The following is a 19,841-nucleotide window of genomic DNA, read 5'->3' as shown; positions in this document are numbered from 1 at the left end:
TTAGCGGCTGGTCAGCACGCGAATCAGGGCGATCAGGTCGCGATGGCTAATGCGCCCGTCACCGTCAATGTCGTAAGCCGGAGCCGTGGCTTTGCCGAACAGTATCGCCAGCACCAGGCGCGACAGGTCCCGGCCGTTAACGCGGCCATCGCCGTTCAGGTCGGCGCGGTTTACCGGGGTTCTGGTATCGAGATTCAGGGCAACGATCACAGGGTCATGGTCAGAGGCCCGGTAAGCGTCCGGTGCGTAGAAGCTGGCCTGCTGCTCCGGGGTCTTGAACTCGGTGTTGTAGTCCAGGGCTCTGGGCTCGTCGGCATTGATCGGCCAGACGGTGGTGTCGGCAATTTTGCCGGCCAGGGCGGTATTGGCCAGAGCGTGGTCCAGATAGCCGGCCTGGCCATAGAACACGTAGGAATACGCCTGCTCGCCAACGTAGGTCGCCAGCAGATCGGTATAGCCGGCACTGGCCAGGGCGCGAATGGGGTCTTCTTTCGCGTAGGCGTTGAGGTCGCCGATGATTAACACATCCGGTTCGCCGGTTCCGGTGGCATCGTCTGCCAGCCAGGATGCCAGCGCCTGGGCGGCCTGGGTCCGTACTGGATTCCAGCAGCCCTGACCATCGTTCTGGTCAGCGTTGCTGCCTTCGGCACTGCCGCAGCCTTTGGACTTGAAGTGGTTGACGGCAATGGTGACGCCATCGTCTGAATCCTTCAGCCGAAAGGTTTGTGCCAGGGGCTGGCGGTTCAACTGGTCAAAAGGAGCCGCGCTCAGAGTGGCGGCGGTGCCAACGATCTCGACACGGTCGGAGCGGTACAGCAGGCCAACGGCAATGTCATCATTGCCCAGTTGTGCCAGGCCGGGATCGACCCACTGCCATTCGGAACCCAGGGCCCTGGCAAGTTCGGCAATGGCACTGGTCTGGCCGTAGCCGTCATTCTCGATTTCCATCAGGCCGATGATGTCGGCATCAAGGGCGACCAGGGCACTGACCAGCTTCTCGGTCTGGCGGGCCAGTTCTTCCGGGTTGTCTGCGCCCCGCGCCGTCGGGAATCCGCCGCCCATGCCGTCACCGTTGAAGAAGTTCAGCACGTTGAAAGAAGCCACCACCAGGTTACCGCGATCCTCAAGGCCGGGTTCGGTTACACGTGCATTTGCCTGGCTGAAGGACGGGCTCGCGGTCGGCTGCAGACGCCATTCCGAAAAGCGGTAGTCGAGAACGCCGGCAAGATCCTGAACGGTGTCGCCAGCGCGCACGGTCTGGCTGGCGCTCAGTTGCGGTGTCGGGTAGGGCACGATGGCCGGGTTCTGGCGGTTACTGGCGTCGTCCAGGATAATCCGGTCCAGCGCATTCAGATCAGCCACCAGTGCGGCATCTGCTCCGGGCTCAGCGATACTGGTGGGGATAAAGTGGCGACCGCTCCCGAGGGTCAGGCTGCCGTAACGGCCCAGATCGTAGTTGTCGTTCACCACAAGAGGCGCGCTGAATTGTACCCGCATGGCTTCAAAGGCTTCCGGAGCAGTGGCATCGGCCCAGGGCAGGGAGATCTGCGCCGCCGGTGGAAGCTCCGCATTACCACAGTTTTCGGTACCGCTCAGGTTGGTCAATTCGGTCAGGCCGTCGTATTCGGTCACTTCACCGGCAAGCCGCAGGCGCTGGCCGGGCTCGGCGTTCAGAGTTGGCGCATAGACAAACAGGCCTTCGGAGGTGGCGAGGTTGTCGTCGCGGTCTGAGGCTTCTTCCTCCACAAAGACGCCGCCAAGGCCATCGTTGGTGTTGAAGGCGGCCGTAACTACGGCTTCGATCACCACGTGCTGGCCGGCAACCGGGCTGATATCGCCTTCGCCCTGAATGTCCGAAATGCGGGTGGCGGGAGCACCACAGGTCAGATCCGGCGCAGTCGGTGGCAGGTCCGGGTTATCGTCATCGTTGCCGGCGACGCCGAGATCGTCGAAGCTGTTCTGGGGAAAGCCGTCAAAGACTGTGGCCGGGTCGTAATCATCGTAGGCATCGGTATCGGCCAGGGTGCCTGCACGGCGGCGCAGAGTGCGATCCTGAGTGCGGGTATCCCCGGAGCCCCAGTAGCTGCCGGGGTCTGTGCCGACCTGGCCGATACTGTCAGCAACCGTGCCGCCATTCAGGAGCAGGACAGCGTCATCACCGTTGAACAGCCCGGCTCCGGTGGTTTGATCCGCCACAGCGAGAATGGCCGGGTCAGCAGCGCTATGCGCGAAAACGAAGTTGCTGCCCGGAGCAATCGAACCCTCCAGGTTGAAGGTTTGCCCGGGGGTGGCGCTGCCGTTGAAGAAAACCTGCAGCTCCCAGGGGGCAAGATCCACCGCCGCGTTGCCGGTGTTGAGCAGTTCAATGGCTTTGTTGTTGCTGGAGCCTTCGACATACTCGCTGATGACCAGCGATGCCTGTGTTGTCGATGCCAGAAGGCCGCCGATGGCGGCTGCCAGCAGCGTTGGTTTCATCGTCATGGTACTGTCCTTGTTTCGGTTATGTTGTGTGTTTTGACACCACAATCTGACCGTGCTGTGTGACGATGACATGAGAGTTTTGTGAAGGATGCTTTGCCGGTTTGTGTCAATGTGGACAACGCGCCTGAGCAGTTTGGTAATCCAGTGCGTATACAGGGGATGTGTCGACAGGAGGGCCGATGATGCGTTGGACAGTCTTGAAGTGTGTGAGTGTGCTTTTACTGTTAGGGTTGACGGTGCCTGCCGTTGCCCGGGATTGCCCGGATTTCCTGGACCACGAGCAGCGCAAGCTGCACTCCCGGGATTCGGTGAATCTGTGCGAGGTGGCTGCTGGCAAGCCGATGCTGGTGGTGAACACAGCCAGCCGTTGTGGTTATACCGGTCAGTTTGAAGGCCTGGAGGCCCTGCACCAGCGGTACAAGGATCGGGGGCTGACGGTCGTGGGATTTGCCAGTGATGACTTCCGGCAAGAGGCGGATTCCGAAGAAGAAGCCGCGAAGGTCTGTTTTGTGAACTTTGGCGTGAGTTTTACCATGATCGCGCCGAGCGCAGTGACCGGTGAGCAGGCCAATCCGGTGTTTCAGGAAATCAATCGCCAGAGCCAGCCGCCAAGCTGGAACTTCACCAAGTATGTGATCGATGGTGACGGTAAGGTGACGGCCCGTTTCCCGAGCCAGGTGCGTCCCGAAGATGCCCGGTTGATTCAGGCCCTGGAATCGGTTCTGTAATCCCCGGCCGGTTTGCGGATAGCAGTCTATTCTGAAGGCAAAGGTTGTTCACCGCTCCGGGTGTAGTATGCAGTGTTTGGAAAAGGATGCCCTATGGCAGAAGCCCTGTTTGAATCCGTACGAAGCCAGATAGCACAGAATCTCTCGGCTACCCTGGACGCTCTCGCGGGCGGACAGACCGATTGGGTGGCCCTGGCCGGGCATGTTCTCAGTCAACTGCTGATTTCGGTGATCTACCTCGGCATTCTGTTGCTGGTCTATGCCATTCTGATCAGCCTGATACGCCTTGTCGTCGGCAGCCGACGCAGCTCGAAGCCCTGGTTTAGTCAGTTGCGCACTGGCATCCGTTATCTGTTCGGGCTGGGCGGATTGCTGGTGATTATGGCGCAATTCGAGGCCTCGCCGGAGCTGTTGAAGGGCATGGCCAGGGCGGGCCTGATGGCGTTGGGCTTTTTTGTGGGCTGGCTGGCGATTGGTCGTCTGCTGCGGGAGACGATGAATCGCTACCGTCTGGAACCCTCTATCCGCCAATTGGTCGAGAATCTGTTCTCGGTGCTCACCGTTACCTTCGCGGCCGTTACGGTGCTGTCCCAGTTCGGTTTCGATGTGGTCTCCATCGTCGCGGGTCTGGGGATCGTAGGGATTGCCGTCGGGTTTGCGGCCCAGTCCACGCTGTCGAACTTTATTGCGGGTATTACGTTGCTGATTGAGCGCCCCTTCCGGATTGGCGATTGGGTCACCATCAACGGCCAGGATGGTAAGGTGGTGAAGATCGCCCTGCGGACCACCTGGCTGCGTACCCGGGACAATATCTTTACCATGATCCCGAACGATAACGTGGCGTCCTCGGAGATCATCAATTACAGCGCCGAAGGGGCGACGCGCCTGAACATTCCGGTTGGCATTGCCTATAAGGAGTCTGCCAAGGCAGCCCGGGACGTGATTATGCCGGTTCTGCTGGCGCACTCTGAAGTCTTGCAGGGGCCGGGTATGGAGCCGCGAGTGGTGGTCAAGACTCTGGGCAACTCTTCAGTCGATCTGGAGGTCAAGATCTGGATTACGCCGGACAATCTGGAGGTTCAGCCCAGAATTATGGCTGATGTGCTTGAGAAGATTAAGGAAGCCCTGGACGACGCGGACATTGAAATACCTTTCCCGCACCTGCAACTGTTCATAGATGATGCCAAAGGGCTTGCCCCGTTGGTGCAACCGTTTTACCCAAGGCCGACGGAACAAGGGAAAGGCCTGTCGTCGCCAGGAGACAATCATGAATGAGCCGTCCGGCTACTACGAGAGCAACACCACCCTGGCCCAGTATCTGGAGTTTCACTTCGGTGAAAGCTGGCATGGTGAAGCCAACTTTCCGAAAGAACTGGCCGATGCCGCGCTTGGAGCGCTGGATGGCCGCGCCAGCTGCCGGGCGTTGGATATCGGTTGTGCGGTAGGACGTACCTCGCTGGAGCTGGCCCGCCAGTTTGACCATGTCGATGGGGTCGATTATTCCGAAACCTTTATCGGCAAATGCCGTGAGGTGGTGCGGGAGGGGGTTGCGCGGTATGCGCGGCCCGAAGAGGGCGAGCTGGTCAGCTATCAGGAGCGGTCACTGGCCGCCCTGGGTCTGACCGAGGCTGCCCGCCGCGTGGCGTTCCATCAGGGCGATGCCTGCAAGCTCGGCGCTGATTACCGGGACTACGATCTGGTGCTGGCCGGCAACCTGATTGACCGTCTCTACAACCCATCCCTCTTTCTGGAACAGATCCATGAGCGTATCAATGCGCTGGGGCTGCTGGTGATTGCTTCACCCTATACCTGGCTGGAGGAGTACACACCCAGGCAGGACTGGCTCGGTGGTTTCCTGAAAGACGGTGAGCCATTCACCACCCTGGATGGTCTCAAGGCGGCGTTGTCCCCCCGTTTCCGCTTGCTGGCAGAGCCCCGGAGCCTGCCTTTCGTGATCCGAGAGACCCGCAACAAGTTCCAGCACAGTTTTTCGGAGCTCACAATCTGGGAGAAGTTGCCGGATTAGCGTGCCCTGTCACACAAGCGTCATCTCTTCCGGTTAGTGTGAAGGCTCATCAGGACGACATGCATTGTGTTGATGCATCGTGTGATTGCTTATGCCGGGGCTTGCCCCGGCTTTTTTATGGAGCCCGGCGTTCGCCGCTCCCTTCCCTTCTCAACGCCCGTTCACGCCGTCGCGCGGTTTCGCTGCGTTCCGATATGGTTTGCTGCACAAACTGTATGTGCTCCCCTGCGATGGCCCTGGCGTCTTCTTCCCGGCCTTCAACGATGGCGTTATACAGCTTCTGGTGCTGGTCCATCAGGCCCTGGCGGGTCTGAACTTCGCGGGAGTACATGCCACCGATGTTGGTGACAATGTTGTTCTTGAGCATGCTGAACAGGTTGCGCATGGTGTGCAGCAGCACCACGTTGTGGCTGGCTTCAGCAATAGCCATGTGGAAGCGGGCATCGGCAGCCCCTTCTTCTTCCAGATTGTGGGCAGTGGAATTCTGGTAGCAGGCGTGGAGCTCTTCCCAGGCTTTGCCCAGCCGTGTCAGATCCACTTCCGTGGCGCGCAGGGCCGCGTAATAGGCACAGTCGCCCTCCAGTGTGCGACGGAACTCGAGCAAATCCCGGTGTGCTTCCGGGTGCTTTTCCAGCAGCGGGATGAGTGGGTCGCTGAAGCTGCTTCCCAGATTCTCCGCCACATAATTGCCCCCGCCCTGGCGGCTTTTCAGCAGGCCTTTGGCCGCCAGGCGTTGCACTGCCTCTCTGAGAGACGGGCGGGATACGCCGAATTGCTCCGCCAGCACCCGTTCCGGCGGCAGGCGCTGTCCCGGTTCCAGGGTTCCTTCCAGAATCATGGTCTCCAGTTGCTCGACAATGGTGTCGGCCAGCCGTCTGGGAGCAATCTGATTGATGGGCATGATGTCTCGCTTGTATGTCTAAAAAATTGGTCTTACCAATAAATCTTACCTCTGTCCACGCTTGTTTTTACAACAAAACCTCAACGCAATACGACTAATGTATGAGTGGGCAGTTTTGACACCACAAGGTCTGCTCAAATAACGTACTCGGCACAGGTTTGTAAATTGGTAATACCAATTATCCAAGAATAGAATCCAACAACAAGACCCTGGAGAATATGATGTCGTCCGGATTGCTCGCCCTGTTGGCGTTTACGCCCATTCTTCTTGCCGGAGTGCTGCTGATTGGCATGCGTTGGCCCGCCCGTCGTGCCATGCCCGTGGTATTTCTGGTTACCGCGCTGATTGGCTATAGCGCCTGGGATATGACCCTGAACCGTATCCTCGCCTCAACCCTGCAAGGGCTGGTAATCACCATCGGCCTGCTGTGGATTATCTTTGGCGCGATATTGCTGCTGAACACGCTGAAGCACTCCGGAGCCATCACCACGATTCGGGCCGGCTTTACCAACATCACCCCGGATCGCCGCATTCAGGCCATCATCATTGTCTGGCTGTTCGGCAGCTTTATCGAAGGTGCCTCTGGCTTTGGTACACCGGCCGCCATCGCCGCGCCCCTGCTGGTTGCGGTCGGTTTTCCGGCCATGGCTGCCGTCATGCTGGGCATGATGGTACAGAGCACGCCGGTATCCTTTGGTGCTGTAGGTACGCCGATTGTGGTGGGAGTGACAACGGGTCTGGATCGGGCCAGCATTACCGAGCGACTGGAAGCCCTGGGCTCCAACTGGGATACCTACCTGCAGCTGATCACCTCGGAAGTGGCCATCACCCACGCCATTGTCGGTGTCGTTATGCCGGTACTGATGGTGACGATGATGACCCGCTTCTTCGGCAAGAACAAAAGCTGGAAAGAGGGGCTGGAGGTCCTGCCATTTGCGTTGTTTGCCGGCATCGCGTTTGTCGTGCCCTACGCCCTGACCGGGGTGATTCTGGGGCCGGAGTTCCCGTCTCTGCTGGGTGGCCTGATTGGTCTGGCGATTGTGACCACTGCCGCCAAAAAAGGCTTCCTGATTCCGAAGCGGACCTGGGATTTTGCCGACAGCAAAGACTGGCCCAGTGAGTGGCTGGGCAGCATTGAGATGAAACTGGAAGACATCGCCGCCAAACCGATGAGCGGTTTCCGGGCGTGGGTACCCTACGTGCTGGTCGGCGTGGTACTGGTGCTCAGCCGCACCGTTGAGCCGATCAAGCAAGCCTTCACCAGCGTTGGCGTGTCGTTCTCCAACATCCTGGGAGAAGCAGGTATTAATGCCGGGATCCAGCCACTTTACCTGCCGGGCGGTATTCTGGTGATGGTAGTGCTGGCAACTTTCTTCATCCACCGGATGAACCTGAAAGCGCTGAATTCGGCGGTGAAAGAATCCGGTGGCGTGCTGCTGAGTGCCGGTTTCGTGCTGCTGTTCACCGTGCCTATGGTGCGGATACTGATCAACTCCGGCGTTAACCTGTCGGACCTGCCGAGCATGCCGCTGGCCATGGCCACCTGGGCTGCCGATGCGGTTGGCGGCATTTACCCGTTGCTGGCCCCCACGGTGGGTGCGCTCGGTGCGTTCCTGGCCGGTTCCAATACGGTCTCCAACATGATGTTCAGCCAGTTCCAGTTTGGCGTTGCCGAGAGCCTTGGTTTGTCCACCGCACTGATGGTGGCGGTGCAGGCCGTGGGTGCTGCGGCAGGCAATATGGTGGCCATCCATAACGTGGTGGCAGCATCTGCTACGGTCGGGTTGCTGGGCCGTGAAGGTCAGACACTGCGCAAGACGGTGTGGCCGACCCTATACTACCTGGTGATGACCGGTTCGATTGCGCTGCTGGCCGCCTACGGCCTGGGGCTGACGGACCCGTTACTGAACTGAAAACACTGGGATAACCACAACGGGTGGCCGGCTGCTGGCCGGACCGCCCGGAGGCAATGACTGATGAGTGAGCTGTTTTACGACGCCGCCCCCAATGCCACCCGCGTGGCTCCTGAGCGCCCCAGGCCACGAACGTATCCGGCCAAGCCGGCCGAGGTCACTTTGTTCGGCACCTGCGTGGTGGATTTGTTCTTTCCCGAGGCCGGGCTGGATGCTATCCGCCTGCTGGAACGGGAAGGCATTCGCGTGCATTTTCCAGACGAACAATCCTGCTGCGGTCAGCCGGCCTGGACCTCCGGCTACGTGAACGAGGCCCGGGAGGTGGCGCGGGCACAGCTCAATTTACTCGACAACGGCTTGCCGGTGGTGGTGCCGTCCGGATCCTGTGCCGGTATGTTCCGACAGCATTACCGGGAAGTCTTTGCAGAAGAACCAGATACCCTTAAACGTGTGGAAGATCTGGCTGAACGAACGTTCGAGCTGACCGAGTTTCTGCTGCATGTATGCAAGGTGGACTGGCAGGATCTCGGCCAGCCCACACAGATTGCCTTGCACACCTCCTGTTCCGCCCGCAGGGAAATGAACACCCACCTGCACGCGCGGGAGTTGCTGGGCAAGCTGGCGAATGTCGAGCGGCTGGACCACGATCATGAAAGCGAATGCTGCGGCTTTGGTGGCACCTTCTCTGTGCGCATGCCCGAAGTGTCCGGGGCCATGGTGCTCGACAAAACCCGTTCGTTGCGGGAATCCGGTGCAGCGGAAATGGTAACCGCTGATGGCGGCTGCCTGCTCAACATCAACGGCTCCCTGGAAAAACAGAAACAGACGTTCCGGGGCCGGCATCTGGCCAGCTTTCTTTGGGAGCGGGTGAGTGGAGAGGTGAAATCATGAGCCAGCGTATACCGGTAAAAGAACTCACCGACAGCTTCCGTGGCCGCGCGGTGGGCGCCCTGGCCGACGACCAGCTGCGCACCAACTTCCGCGTCGCCATGGACTCGCTGATGAAAAAGCGGGCCGATGCCTTTCCGGACGAGGAAGAGCGTGAGGGCCTGCGGGAACTCGGCAACCACATCAAGGCCCGGGCGCTGTCCCGGTTGCCGGATTTGCTTGAACAACTGGAAACCAGGCTGACCGCAAACGGTGTCAAGGTCCACTGGGCGGAGACTACCGAAGAGGCCAACCGGATTGTGCACTCCATCATTGAGGCGAAGCAGGGTTCTCAGGTGGTGAAGGGTAAATCCATGGTCAGCGAAGAAATGGAAATGAACGACTACCTGGCCGAACGCCACATCGAGTGCCTGGAGTCGGACATGGGCGAGTATATCGTCCAACTGGATGGTGAAAAGCCCTCCCACATCATCATGCCCGCGATTCACAAGAACCGCTTTCAGGTCTCCAGACTGTTCCACGACAAACTGGGCGTGGATGAGACCGAGGATGTGAACGAACTGATCCAGATTGGTCGCCGCACCCTGCGCCAGAAATTCCTTGAAGCGGATGTCGGGGTCTCCGGCGTGAACTTCGCCATTGCCGAAACCGGTACCTTGCTGCTGGTGGAAAACGAAGGCAATGGCCGCATGAGTACCACGGCGCCACCGGTGCACATTGCTGTTACCGGTATTGAAAAAGTGGTGGAGAACCTGAGGGACGTGGTGCCTCTGTTGTCGCTGCTCACCCGCTCCGCATTGGGCCAGCCGATCACCACTTACGTGAACATGATTTCCGGCCCGCGCAAGGCGGATGAGCTGGATGGTCCGGAAGAAGTGCATCTGGTGCTGCTGGACAATGGCCGCAGCGGTGCTTTCGCCGATGCCCAACTGCGCCAGACGTTGAACTGTATCCGCTGCGGTGCGTGCATGAACCACTGCCCGGTCTATACCCGTGTGGGTGGCCACACCTATGGTGAAGTGTATCCGGGGCCGATCGGCAAGATTATTACGCCGCATATGGTTGGCCTGCACAAGGTACCGGATCATCCCAGCGCGTCCTCATTGTGTGGCGCCTGTGGCGAAGTGTGTCCGGTGAAGATTCCGATCCCGGAAATGCTGCAGCGCTTGCGTCAGGAAAACGTGAAAAGCCCCGCCGAACAGCCGAAAGTTAAAGATGGCGGCGCCAAGTATTCCCGCAAGGAGCGGGCAATCTGGCGCTTCTGGGCCAGCCTGAATACGTCGCCGGTGTTTTACCGCCTGTTCCTGTGGGGCGCGACCCGTTTTGGCAAACTGGCACCGAAAAACGTCGGCCCCTGGACCGAGAACCACTCGGCGCCGGTACCGGCCCGGCGGTCTTTGCATGATCTGGCCAAAGCCCATTTAAATCAGGGAGACCGGTGATGAGTGCCCGCAGCAATATTCTCAACAAGCTCCGTGCCGGTCTGGCCGGCACTACGCCCCGGCCGGACGATTTCGATGAGGCTCTGGTGACCCGCCCCTGGCAGTATGCGCCGGAGGACCGGATTACCCGACTGCGCTCCCTGATGGAAGCGGTGCACACCGAAATCCACCAGTTGACGACCGAGCAATGGCCCTCAAAGGTTCAGGAATTGCTGGAGAGCCGCGGCCTGAAGAATGTGCTTTATGCCCCGGGTACCGAGCACGGCAAGCAGCTGGCGGAGCACTGGCAGCGTGCGGAGCCCAGACCGGAGCTGTTGGTCTATGACCGCCCCATTGAGGAATGGAAAGAGGAACTGTTCTGGCAGGTGGATGCCAGCGTGACGGGCACAGTGGGCGGGATTGCTGCCACCGGTTCACTGGTACTGTGGCCGGATCGTCACGAACCGCGGCTAATGAGTCTTCTGCCGCCGTTGCATATCGCGTTGCTCAAGGCGAGTGAGGTGGAAGACAACCTGTATGGGATGATGCAGAAGCACAACTGGTCCGCGGGTCTGCCCACGAACCTGTTGCTGGTCTCTGGTCCGTCCAAGACGGCGGACATTGAGCAGGTGCTTGCCTATGGGGCCCATGGCCCCAAGGAGCTGGTGGTCCTCATCCTTGAGGACGGCTGATCAGAGTTCCTTGATCGCGCTGGTGGTGGCTTGCAGGACTTCCTTGGCGTCGCCCTTCACCATCAGGCTGTTGTCGCGAATGAACAGACCGTTGGGAATGCCGGCGAAGCCAGCGGACAGGCTGCGCTTGACCACCACCACCGTTTTCGCCTTGTGCACGTCCAGTATGGGCATGCCGAAGATGGGCGAGTTCGGGTCTTCGGCGGCGGCCGGGTTCACCACGTCATTGGCGCCGAGCACGATGGCCACATCCGCCTGCGGCAGTTCCGGGTTGATGGCGTCCATGTCTTTCAACTGGTCATAAGGGATTTCAGCTTCGGCCAGCAGCACGTTCATGTGCCCTGGCATCCGGCCTGCCACCGGGTGAATCGCGTAACTGACCTTGGCACCACGGCCCTCAAGCTGGTTGGCGAGTTCTTTCACCGCATGCTGTGCCTGAGCCACCGCCAGGCCGTATCCGGGCACCATGACCACTTTACGGGCACCATCGAGCAGCAGAGCCAGGTCGTCAGGGGTGGCGTATTTCACCTTGCCATCGTAGAACTCCCCTTCATCCTGCTGGCTCGCCGTGCTGTCTGATCCGCCCAGTACACCGCCGAACAGAACGTTGGGCAGGGACCGGTTCATGGCCTTGCACATGATGGCGGTCAGAATCAGCCCGGAAGCACCCACCAGGGAACCGGTAATGATCAACCCCTGGTTGCCCAGCACGAATCCGGTGGCCGCGCCCGCCAGGCCGGAATAGGCGTTAAGCAGGGCGACGACGACCGGCATGTCGGCACCACCGATAGGCTGGACCAGACCAATGCCAAGCAGCAGGCAGAGCCCTACGAGGGCCGCGAGGGCCAGCGGGCTGGTGCTGCCGCTGGTGGCAAACAGCACCGCTCCGGCGACGGCGGCAATCAGCGTAACCAGCGTGACACTGTGCCACAGGCGATTGTTCCGGCTGTCGCCAATATTCCCCTTGAGTTTCAGAACGGCTACCACCGAACCGGTCAGGGTCACTGAGCCGATGACGATGGAGGCCAGAATCGCGGCGGTCCAGCCGCCACTGCCGGCACCGGTGGCATTAACCGCGTGCATCCAGGTACTGGCGGCCACTGCAACGGAGGCGCCCCCGCCGATACCGTTCAGGCTCGCCACCAGTTCCGGCATTTCCGTCGTTGCGGTCCGTTTTGCGAGCCAGACGCCGATCGCGCCGCCCAGCAGCATGCCAGCGATGATGGCCGCGTAGCTGATGATTTCCTGGTGCAACAGGGCGGCGACGACCGCAATCAGCATCCCGATGGCGGCCAGCTGGTTGCCACGTACCGCTGTTTTCGGGCGGGTCATGCCCTTGATGCCGAGAATGAAGCAGACAGCAGCTGCAAGGTAAGACAGATTGATCAATGCAAACATGGTTATCCCTTCCGCTTGAACATATTCAGCATGCGATCCGTCACCAGAAAACCGGCCACGATATTGATGCTGGCCAGGGTGACAGCGATAAAGCCCAGCACGCCGGCGACATTAGGCGACAGCTCTGTGCTACCCGCGCTGATGATGGCGCCGACAATCACGATGCCGGAGATGGCATTGGTGCCGCTCATCAACGGGGTATGAAGCGTGGGCGGAACCTTGTTGATCAGTTCCACCCCGACGAACAATGCCAGAATGAAAATGGTAAAGCTGAGTGCAAACAGTTCCATCAGTCCGTGTCCTTTTGGGTTGAAGTTTGCGGAGTGTCTCGAGTCTCGGCGTTGTGGCGGACGCTGCCGTGCTGGACCACCAGTGTGGACGCAACAATCTCGTCCTCCAGCTTGGGCACCACACGACCGTCTTCGGTCATGTTGAGCAGAAAGGCGGTAATATTGCGGGTGAGCAGCTGGGAGGCATGCACCGGTACGCGGGAGGGGTGGTTGGCATGGCCCACCAGGGTAACGCCGTCTACATCCACCTTCTGGTTCAGAACGGTGCCGTCCACGTTGCCACCTTTGTCCGCCGCCAGATCCACGATCACCGAGCCGCTCTTCATGCGGTGGATCATTTCCTGGTCAATCAGTTTGGGAGCCGGTTTTCCGGGCACCGCCGCCGTGGTGATCACCAGGTCGGCGCGGGCGACGCAGTCTGCCAGTTGCTGTCGTTGGGCGGTGTAGAACGCCTCGCTCTGCGCCTTGGCATAACCGCTGTCTCCGGTGGTATCGGATTCAGGCACTTCGATTTCAATGAAATCGGCGCCCAGGCTCTCCACCTGCTCTTTCACCTCAGGGCGAAGATCGTAGGCCTCGACCACTGCGCCCAGACGGCGGGCGGTGGCAATGGCCATCAGACCTGCAACACCGGCGCCAATGACCAGTACCCGGGCCGGATGAATGGTGCCGGCGGCGGTCATCAGCATGGGGAAGTAACGGGGCAGGGCCATGGCGCCACTGAGGACGGCGCGGTAGCCGCTGATGCCCGCCATGGCACTCAACACGTCCATGGACTGGGCGCGGGTGGTTCTGGGCACCAGGTCCAGGGCAAATGCCTGTACGTTTTGCCCGGCGAGCTGTTCCAGCAAAGGCTGGTTGAACCAGGGATCGAGCAGGCAGATCAGGGTGGCGTCTTGCTGAATCAGTCGCGCTTCCTCTGAGGAGGGCGCCCGAACCTTGAGGATGACTGTGGCCTGACGATATAAGGCGTCGGCATCGTCGGCGATGATGGCCCCGGCGTGGCGATAGTCGTCATCGGTGAAATGGGCGGCACTGCCAGCGCCACTCTCGACCACCACCTCGTAGCCGGCCTCCAGCAGGGTGGAAACTCCGGATGGGATAATGGCCACACGGTTTTCACCGTCTTGTCGTTCTCTGGGAATCCCTATCATCATGCGTACAGGCTCCGTTCAGTTTGAGTTTGTTCTGCCCCGGTGTTCAGTCCCAGGGTGTTAAGGGTGTAGCGGCGGACATCGGCCAGCAGTTGGCGGTTGGCCTGAAGCGATTGACCGTAGCTCGGAATCAGCGATTGCAGGGTTTGCAGCGGTTGGCCCTGAATCAGCTCCGGGAAACAACGTTCTATAACCTCCAGCATTGCGGAGACGCAGGTGGAGGCGCCCGGTGAAGCGCCCAGCAGGGCTGCCAGGGATCGGTCCTCAGTGCTCAAAACCTCGGTGCCGAATTCCAGACTGCCCCGGCCCGAGGCCGTTGGCTTGATAACCTGCACACGCTGCCCGGCCCGCACCAGTTGCCACTGAGCCGGGTCCGGGTCCGCAATAAAGCGCGCCAGTTCGCCGAGGCGGGCCGATTTGGGGCTGAGGGCTTCTTTGATCAGGTATCGGGTCAGCGGCCAGTTGTGCACACCAACGTCGATCAGCGGCCGCAGGTTGTGGCTGCGAACTGAGCGGATCAGGTCCGAGCGATCGCCGCTTTTGAGGAAGCGGGTGGTAAAGCCGGCGAAGGGACCAAAGAGCAGGGCCGCCTTGCCATTGATAAAGCGGGTGTCCAGGTGCGGTACCGACATGGGTGGCGCGTCCACCGGTGCCTGGCTATAGACCTTGGCGTTGTGTGACAGGGCCATGTCTTCGTTATTGCAGGCCAGCCACATGCCGGATACCGGGAACCCCCCGTAGCCGCGAATTTCCGGAATACCGGTCTTCTGCAGCAATGACAAGGCCGCTCCGCCCGCGCCAATGAACAGAAAACGGCTGGTAATGCTGCGTTTCTCGCCGCTGCCCAGGTGATGCAGGCTCACGCGCCAGCCGCCGGCTTCGCGCTTGATATCGGTTACCTGGCACTGGAGCTGAATATCACAGGCGTTGTGCTGGGCCAGGGAGCGCCCCAGCAGGCGCGTCAGTGCGCCAAAATTGACGTCACTGCCGTGGGCGACGCGGGTAGCTGCGACCGGCTCAAAGGCTTGCCGGGTACCGTGGATAAGCGGGAGCCAGCGAGCGAGGGTGTCTGGCTGATCGCTGAACTCCATCTCCTGAAACAGCGGTTGGCCCTCGAGGGCTCTGTGGCGGGTTTTCAGAAATTCACAGGCCCTGGCACCCTGAACCCAGCTCAGATGTGGCACCCGGCGAATGAAGTTGGCCGGTGCGGGCAGGAGCCCTTTCTCAACCAGGCTGCTCCAGTACTGAAGTGAGAGCTCGAAGCGCTCGTTGATGGCGAGCGCCCGCTCTACGGAAACGCTGCCATCGGGGTTGGCGGGGGTGTAGTTGAGTTCGCAATAACCGGCGTGACCGGTGCCTGCGTTGTTCCAGGCGTCCGAGCTTTCGCCGGCCAGCTGTTGTCCCTGTTCGACCAGGGTGATCGACCGGGAGCTGTCCAGTTGCTGAATCAGAGAGGCCAGCGTGACGCTCATAACGCCGCCGCCAATCAGAAGAATATCGGTATCGAAGCCCGCCATGGGTATGCCCCTTTCAGTAGCAAACGAACAAAGGGGGCATACTTTAGTCTAAGGCGGTTGCCGCAAGAATCGTATTTACTGAGGCAAATGCATCGAAAAAATCGATCTATTTGGTACCGAAACCGCGACCGTTGAGGAATGGTTTTATGTGCGGGCGCAGTTTTGAGGTAAACAGCGGCTTCAGCTGTTCGGACCAGGTGGTGTCTTTATTGCTGCTGCTTCTGGCCTGGTAATACTGATTCATGGTCTGGTCGAAACGGTTCACCAGTGCGGTGTCATCGGCATCAGTGTAGGCGTCTTCTTTCAGAATCGCGGAAAGTGGCAGCCGGGGCTTAACTTCCGGGTTCTGATCGGGGTAGCCGAGGCACATGCCAAATACCGGGTAGACATGTTCCGGCAGTTTCAGAATCTCGCTCACGTCCTGCGGGTTGTTACGAATACCTCCGATGTAACACAGTCCCAGCCCCTCGGATTCCGCCGCAATGGCGACATTCTGTGCCATCAGGGCGGTGTCGATGGTGGCAACCAGCAGTTGCTCGGTCATACCTCGTATCACCTCGGCACCGGCCCGCTCTGCGGCTTCGGTCGCCCGTTTCATATCGGCACAGAACACCAGGAAGTCGGAACTGTTGGCGACATAGGGTTGGCCGCCGGCCAGTTCGGCGATTTTACGGCGGTTCTCCGGGTTGACCACATGGATGATGGAGTAGGCCTGAACGTGATTGGAGGTGGCGGCACTCTGGCCGGCACGAATCAGCTCTTCGAACAGTTCCCGGGGGATCTGTTGGTCCTTGAACTTGCGGATGGAGCGGTGGGATTTCAGAAGTTCAATGGTCGGGTTCATAACCTCTCGCCTGTCTTTGAGAAAGAGAACAGACGATAGCTTGCTCATCAGCAACCGCACAAGCGGACAAAGGTGGGTAGTTGTCCGGATGGTATGACTTTCGCCAGACAAAAAAGGCGCGCCGGGGAGGCGCGCCTTTGAGGGTGAATGCAGAGCCCGTGCTTTACGGGATCATGTCCACCGGCTTGGGCGTATTGGCCGTACTTGGTGGCAGTACCGGATAGGTTACTTCCGGAACATTGCCGGTCAGGGTCTTGAGGAAGGCGACGATGGATTTCACTTCGTCGTCGTTCAACTCGGTACCCAGCTGGGCAGTACCCATCACCGCAACGGCTTCTTCCAGGCTCCAGACGGCGCCAGAGTGGAAATAGGGCGCGGTCAGCTCGATGTTACGCAGTGGAGAGGCGCGGAACACATACTCGTCAGACGCGGTTTCGGTGACAGAGAAGCGGCCTTTGTCGCCCTCTGGCAGGATCTCGGCACCGGGCTTGGCAACCAGTCCGAACGGATAGTAGTTCTGGCCGCCGAGGTTCACTCCGCTGTGGCAGGCGGTACAACCGCGGTCCATGAACAGGGCCAGGCCTTCTTTTTCACTCTCGTTCAGAGCGGAACCGTCGCCGCGCAGGTACTTGTCGAAAGGTGCTTCCGGGGTGATCAGTGTCGCTTCATAGGCTTCAATGGCCACAGCCATGTTGTCGAAGGTGACCGGATTTTCCTGGCCCGGGAAGGCATCCTCAAAACGCTCGATATACTCCGGCATACTCTTCAGGGTAGCCACCACACGGTCTGGCGTGCTGCTCATCTCGACACCCGCCTGTACCGGCCCTTTGGCCTGCTCGGCCAAGTCGGCGGCACGGCCATCCCAGAACTGGGCCGCGTTAAACACGGCGTTGAATACGGTCGGTGAGTTCCGGGGGCCTTTCTGCCAGCCATGGCCGATCGAGGTAGGCAGCTCGTCATCGCCACCCAGTCCCACGTTGTGGCAGGTGTTGCAGCTGATCAGGTGGCTGGAAGACAGGCGCGGTTCAAAGAACAGCATCTTGCCCAGTTCAACCTTGGCCTGGGTGAGTTCATTACCGTCAATCACCGGTGGGTATTTGGGAATGGGCTCGAACATGCTGTTGGCCCGTTCCATCAGGTTGTCCGCCATGGCGGAACCTGCTGCCACGCCCAGGCTCAGGGTGAGTGCTTTTGCCAGTGGATGCTTGATCATGTCGCTTTCTCCTTTGAGAACAACTCGGTATCCATCTGGTTCCAACGTAACAGAGTGGCAGCGTGGTTCATCGCAAAAACGCGAGAGTTGGTTCTGAACTTGATGTTCATCAAGTTTGGTTCCGGTCTGCAATTTGTGGATCTTTCTGCGGCATTTCGTCGCGCAGAAAAGCCGTGCTCTCCCGCTTTTATTTAGGTTATAAAGTTATGCTCAGAAGAAATTTAAAAGTAGGCAGGAGTACGCGTTATGAAACCGATTGTTGTGTCTGTGCTTTTCTTTTTGACGGTTGCGATGTCAGCCCAAGCGGAAGAGGCACTGTCTGTGACTCCGGAGCAGACCTGGGACACGGTTCAGGAGCAAGGTGACAATCTGCTGTTCATTGATGTCCGGGATCCGGTGGAAATCATGTTCATCGGCTTTACCGATGCGGTGGACCGAAACATTCCGTTCCAGCTGGTGGATCGTACGCGCTGGAACGATGAGAAAGGTGTCTTCGCCATGGACATCAACGAGGATTTTGTTGCCCAGGTTGATGCCGCGCTGAAGGAAAAGGGACTGACGCGGGATTCCCTGATCATCACCATGTGCCGCTCCGGTTCCGCCCGCGGCAAGCCCAGTGCTGATTACCTCCTGGAACGTGGCTTTACCAACGTGAAGTACATCGACAACGGCTTCCAGGGCAGTACTGTGAAGGAAGGCGAAAAGAAAGGATTCCGTGTGCAAAACGGCTGGCAGAATTCCGGCCTGCCCTGGTCGACCAAGGCCAACCCCGAGAAAATCTATCGTCCGTGATAGCGACGACGCCCGCCTGCATTGGGCGGGCGTCACTGCCCGGTTTCACTCCTCCACGCAGATTTCCCGCCGCCGCACCGCAACTGCGGTTCTGATCACCAGCCCGGTAATCAGCAGGCAAAGCACTATCAGCAAGATCAGCCCCAACCATTTCAGGAAGACCAGCCCCAGGCTTTGATGCATCAACAGTGTGGCAATGGTGATTGCTGCCATGGGGAATGAATAGGCCCACCAAGACAGGGCGAACGGGACTTTGATGAATCGGGATGTCTGGGTAAACAGCATCAGGGTAAGGAACAGTGCGCTGTAGTAGAGAATCCGGGCGAAGGCGTCCACTTCTTCTCCGTTCAGCTGTAACCAGGACACCATTCCGACGCCGGGTGGTGCTATCAGGATAAACAGTGTAGGCAGCAGCTTTCCCGGTAGCGGTTGATGGAAGAACATTCGATTAAAAATAATGGTCAGCAGCACCAGCCAGAACAGCAGCCCGATGCTGAAAAAGAACCAGGAAATTTCCACCGACGCGTGATGCACTCCGGCGACGGGTACCAGGATGTTGCCCACAATCGGGATGAACCAGGCCGGGTTCATATGGTTAATCTCGAAATGGGTGTGATGGATCCAGATCGACAGCACATACAGCGTGAAGCCGAAATGCAGCACAGTGCCGGCGGTCCAGACAATCTGTGACAAGCCCGGATAATGAGGCAGAAGGGCAATGCTGATCAGTATCAGGCCAATCGAAATGGTCGGAAAAAAGTTGAGTTTGACCGGATGGCTCAGTTCAGCTTTGACACTGGCGGGGTGTCTGGCCAGTTTTAACAGGTAGAGGCCGGCCAGCGTGGCGAACACGGCCACGGTCAATGCCAGAAGTGCAGGGCTTGGGTGAATGCTCCACCCGAGTATCGCCTCTGCCCGGTGCAGGGCAATGGTCAAACCGGCAAGCCCCATGACTGTGGCAAACCAGGAAACCGGGAAGTTCTGTAGCCGTGAAACGTCGCTATGCGCCATCGGATACCTCGTTGTTTGCTTGTAACCAAAAGCGCCAGCCCGATAGAGGCTGGCGCATGAAAAACACCGGAACTATGTCAGGCCTCAGAAAGTGAAGGTGCGCATCTTGCGATCCAGCATCTGGGCGGCCATGGCCGGCGGGGTTGCAACGCCGACACCGTCCAGCAGGTCGTCTTTGCTGTACTCGCTGTTGGGCAGGTACAGCGCACATACATTCACCGTACCACCGGCTTTCATCAGACCACGCAACATCTGGCCCGGAGTGACGTTTTTCGGTGCCAGGGGCTCGGCCTCATAGGCTTTCAGGGCCAGGTCGCCGGCTTCGTCGCATAGCAGCACATTCACCTTGGCACCTTTCTGGGCCATGGTGTTGGATAGCACCATCGCCATACCCTGGGTTTGCAGAGAGTCGCTGGAGAGAATCACCAGAACCTCGTCCACGGTGTTTCCTTTATTGCCGTTGTTTGCCTTGTGGTTATCGGCCATGGCTGTCAGCGGGGCCGAGAATAGCAGAGCCAGTACAAAAGTCTTGATTGCATTCATCATGGGGTAACTCCTGAGTGTTGTTGGTT

Annotated in this window: 18 protein-coding genes; 8 read left to right on the top strand and 10 right to left on the bottom strand. The window is 59.3% G+C overall.

Annotation, left to right across the window (positions count from 1 at the left end; translation table 11 throughout):
* On the bottom strand, positions 1 to 2,475 hold the full coding sequence (locus ACSSVV_RS13590; protein ID WP_454106428.1) for an ExeM/NucH family extracellular endonuclease: 2,475 nt from the start codon (positions 2,473 to 2,475) through the stop codon (positions 1 to 3).
* Between the two features lie 185 nt (positions 2,476 to 2,660).
* Here ACSSVV_RS13590 and ACSSVV_RS13585 point away from each other — a divergent pair, with 185 nt between their 5' ends.
* The 3 genes from ACSSVV_RS13585 to ACSSVV_RS13575 all read left to right on the top strand — a co-directional run bounded on the left by ACSSVV_RS13585 (position 2,661) and on the right by ACSSVV_RS13575 (position 5,235).
* On the top strand, positions 2,661 to 3,209 hold the full coding sequence (locus ACSSVV_RS13585; protein WP_454106405.1) for a glutathione peroxidase: 549 nt from the start codon (positions 2,661 to 2,663) through the stop codon (positions 3,207 to 3,209).
* A 93-nt stretch (positions 3,210 to 3,302) separates the two neighbouring features.
* Entirely contained in the window at positions 3,303 to 4,484 is a 1,182-nt protein-coding gene (locus ACSSVV_RS13580) for a mechanosensitive ion channel family protein (RefSeq protein ID WP_454106404.1), read from the top strand.
* Positions 4,477 to 5,235 (top strand): putative 4-mercaptohistidine N1-methyltransferase, encoded by a 759-nt coding sequence (locus ACSSVV_RS13575; RefSeq protein WP_022993343.1) that lies wholly within the window; start codon positions 4,477 to 4,479, stop codon positions 5,233 to 5,235. Before ACSSVV_RS13580 ends, ACSSVV_RS13575 begins: the two co-directional genes overlap by 8 nt.
* 115 nt (positions 5,236 to 5,350) lie before the next feature.
* On the opposite strand, the gene ACSSVV_RS13570 is transcribed toward ACSSVV_RS13575, so the two are convergent.
* Positions 5,351 to 6,136: an FCD domain-containing protein gene (locus tag ACSSVV_RS13570; RefSeq protein WP_454106403.1), complete on the bottom strand. Its 786-nt coding sequence runs from the start codon at positions 6,134 to 6,136 to the stop codon at positions 5,351 to 5,353.
* A gap of 221 nt (positions 6,137 to 6,357) precedes the next feature.
* Here ACSSVV_RS13570 and ACSSVV_RS13565 point away from each other — a divergent pair, with 221 nt between their 5' ends.
* The 4 genes from ACSSVV_RS13565 (at position 6,358) to ACSSVV_RS13550 (ending at position 11,050) form a co-directional block, all read left to right on the top strand.
* The gene (locus ACSSVV_RS13565; protein ID WP_041654479.1) at positions 6,358 to 8,049 is read left to right on the top strand and encodes an L-lactate permease; all 1,692 of its coding nucleotides are present in this window, start codon (positions 6,358 to 6,360) and stop codon (positions 8,047 to 8,049) included.
* A gap of 63 nt (positions 8,050 to 8,112) precedes the next feature.
* Positions 8,113 to 8,940 carry a (Fe-S)-binding protein gene (locus tag ACSSVV_RS13560; RefSeq protein WP_011783917.1) on the top strand — a complete coding sequence of 276 codons (828 nt, stop codon included), beginning with the start codon at positions 8,113 to 8,115 and terminating at the stop codon, positions 8,938 to 8,940.
* On the top strand, positions 8,937 to 10,379 hold the full coding sequence (locus ACSSVV_RS13555) for a LutB/LldF family L-lactate oxidation iron-sulfur protein (protein ID WP_141066811.1): 1,443 nt from the start codon (positions 8,937 to 8,939) through the stop codon (positions 10,377 to 10,379). Before ACSSVV_RS13560 ends, ACSSVV_RS13555 begins: the two co-directional genes overlap by 4 nt.
* Positions 10,379 to 11,050, top strand: coding sequence for a LutC/YkgG family protein (locus ACSSVV_RS13550; protein ID WP_022993338.1), 672 nt, complete (start codon positions 10,379 to 10,381; stop codon positions 11,048 to 11,050). The genes ACSSVV_RS13555 and ACSSVV_RS13550 overlap by 1 nt, the downstream gene beginning before the upstream one ends.
* Here ACSSVV_RS13550 and ACSSVV_RS13545 read toward each other — a convergent pair whose 3' ends face one another.
* The 6 genes from ACSSVV_RS13545 to ACSSVV_RS13520 form a co-directional block, all read right to left on the bottom strand.
* Positions 11,051 to 12,448 (bottom strand): NAD(P)(+) transhydrogenase (Re/Si-specific) subunit beta, encoded by a 1,398-nt coding sequence (locus ACSSVV_RS13545; protein WP_023010720.1) that lies wholly within the window; start codon positions 12,446 to 12,448, stop codon positions 11,051 to 11,053. It lies immediately after the preceding gene.
* A gap of 2 nt (positions 12,449 to 12,450) precedes the next feature.
* Entirely contained in the window at positions 12,451 to 12,738 is a 288-nt protein-coding gene (locus ACSSVV_RS13540) for an NAD(P) transhydrogenase subunit alpha (protein WP_011783921.1), read from the bottom strand.
* Positions 12,738 to 13,895 (bottom strand): Re/Si-specific NAD(P)(+) transhydrogenase subunit alpha, encoded by a 1,158-nt coding sequence (locus ACSSVV_RS13535; RefSeq protein ID WP_121208198.1) that lies wholly within the window; start codon positions 13,893 to 13,895, stop codon positions 12,738 to 12,740. Before ACSSVV_RS13535 ends, ACSSVV_RS13540 begins: the two co-directional genes overlap by 1 nt.
* Positions 13,892 to 15,409: a malate dehydrogenase (quinone) gene (gene mqo / locus ACSSVV_RS13530; protein ID WP_454106402.1), complete on the bottom strand. Its 1,518-nt coding sequence runs from the start codon at positions 15,407 to 15,409 to the stop codon at positions 13,892 to 13,894. Before mqo ends, ACSSVV_RS13535 begins: the two co-directional genes overlap by 4 nt.
* A 106-nt stretch (positions 15,410 to 15,515) precedes the next feature.
* Positions 15,516 to 16,253, bottom strand: a complete 738-nt coding sequence (nfsA, locus tag ACSSVV_RS13525) for an oxygen-insensitive NADPH nitroreductase (protein ID WP_113879527.1) — start codon at positions 16,251 to 16,253, stop codon at positions 15,516 to 15,518.
* 163 nt (positions 16,254 to 16,416) lie between these two features.
* Positions 16,417 to 17,466 (bottom strand): cytochrome-c peroxidase, encoded by a 1,050-nt coding sequence (locus ACSSVV_RS13520; protein ID WP_454106401.1) that lies wholly within the window; start codon positions 17,464 to 17,466, stop codon positions 16,417 to 16,419.
* A 246-nt stretch (positions 17,467 to 17,712) separates the two neighbouring features.
* Between ACSSVV_RS13520 and ACSSVV_RS13515 the strand changes: the two genes are divergently transcribed.
* Positions 17,713 to 18,258, top strand: coding sequence for a rhodanese-like domain-containing protein (locus tag ACSSVV_RS13515; protein WP_011783926.1), 546 nt, complete (start codon positions 17,713 to 17,715; stop codon positions 18,256 to 18,258).
* Between the two features lie 45 nt (positions 18,259 to 18,303).
* On the opposite strand, the gene ACSSVV_RS13510 is transcribed toward ACSSVV_RS13515, so the two are convergent.
* Both ACSSVV_RS13510 and ACSSVV_RS13505 read right to left on the bottom strand, forming a co-directional pair.
* Positions 18,304 to 19,269 (bottom strand): SLAC1 anion channel family protein, encoded by a 966-nt coding sequence (locus tag ACSSVV_RS13510; RefSeq protein ID WP_011783927.1) that lies wholly within the window; start codon positions 19,267 to 19,269, stop codon positions 18,304 to 18,306.
* Positions 19,270 to 19,353: 84 nt separating this feature from the next.
* Positions 19,354 to 19,815, bottom strand: a complete 462-nt coding sequence (locus tag ACSSVV_RS13505; RefSeq protein WP_454106400.1) for a hypothetical protein — start codon at positions 19,813 to 19,815, stop codon at positions 19,354 to 19,356.
* Between the last annotated feature and the right edge of the window lie 26 nt (positions 19,816 to 19,841).

The sequence above is a fragment of the Marinobacter sp. MBR-105 genome, assembly GCF_053628895.1.
This window is presented reverse-complemented; position numbering and strand designations above follow the sequence as displayed.

Coding starts and splice junctions, on each gene's coding strand:
- ACSSVV_RS13590 (WP_454106428.1), bottom strand. CDS start 2,475: ATGAAACCAACGCTGCTGGCAGCCGCCATCGGCGGCCTTCTGGCATCG.
- ACSSVV_RS13585 (WP_454106405.1), top strand. CDS start 2,661: ATGATGCGTTGGACAGTCTTGAAGTGTGTGAGTGTGCTTTTACTGTTA.
- ACSSVV_RS13580 (WP_454106404.1), top strand. CDS start 3,303: ATGGCAGAAGCCCTGTTTGAATCCGTACGAAGCCAGATAGCACAGAAT.
- ACSSVV_RS13575 (WP_022993343.1), top strand. CDS start 4,477: ATGAATGAGCCGTCCGGCTACTACGAGAGCAACACCACCCTGGCCCAG.
- ACSSVV_RS13570 (WP_454106403.1), bottom strand. CDS start 6,136: ATGCCCATCAATCAGATTGCTCCCAGACGGCTGGCCGACACCATTGTC.
- ACSSVV_RS13565 (WP_041654479.1), top strand. CDS start 6,358: ATGTCGTCCGGATTGCTCGCCCTGTTGGCGTTTACGCCCATTCTTCTT.
- ACSSVV_RS13560 (WP_011783917.1), top strand. CDS start 8,113: ATGAGTGAGCTGTTTTACGACGCCGCCCCCAATGCCACCCGCGTGGCT.
- ACSSVV_RS13555 (WP_141066811.1), top strand. CDS start 8,937: ATGAGCCAGCGTATACCGGTAAAAGAACTCACCGACAGCTTCCGTGGC.
- ACSSVV_RS13550 (WP_022993338.1), top strand. CDS start 10,379: ATGAGTGCCCGCAGCAATATTCTCAACAAGCTCCGTGCCGGTCTGGCC.
- ACSSVV_RS13545 (WP_023010720.1), bottom strand. CDS start 12,448: ATGTTTGCATTGATCAATCTGTCTTACCTTGCAGCTGCTGTCTGCTTC.
- ACSSVV_RS13540 (WP_011783921.1), bottom strand. CDS start 12,738: ATGGAACTGTTTGCACTCAGCTTTACCATTTTCATTCTGGCATTGTTC.
- ACSSVV_RS13535 (WP_121208198.1), bottom strand. CDS start 13,895: ATGATGATAGGGATTCCCAGAGAACGACAAGACGGTGAAAACCGTGTG.
- mqo (WP_454106402.1), bottom strand. CDS start 15,409: ATGGCGGGCTTCGATACCGATATTCTTCTGATTGGCGGCGGCGTTATG.
- nfsA (WP_113879527.1), bottom strand. CDS start 16,253: ATGAACCCGACCATTGAACTTCTGAAATCCCACCGCTCCATCCGCAAG.
- ACSSVV_RS13520 (WP_454106401.1), bottom strand. CDS start 17,466: ATGATCAAGCATCCACTGGCAAAAGCACTCACCCTGAGCCTGGGCGTG.
- ACSSVV_RS13515 (WP_011783926.1), top strand. CDS start 17,713: ATGAAACCGATTGTTGTGTCTGTGCTTTTCTTTTTGACGGTTGCGATG.
- ACSSVV_RS13510 (WP_011783927.1), bottom strand. CDS start 19,269: ATGGCGCATAGCGACGTTTCACGGCTACAGAACTTCCCGGTTTCCTGG.
- ACSSVV_RS13505 (WP_454106400.1), bottom strand. CDS start 19,815: ATGATGAATGCAATCAAGACTTTTGTACTGGCTCTGCTATTCTCGGCC.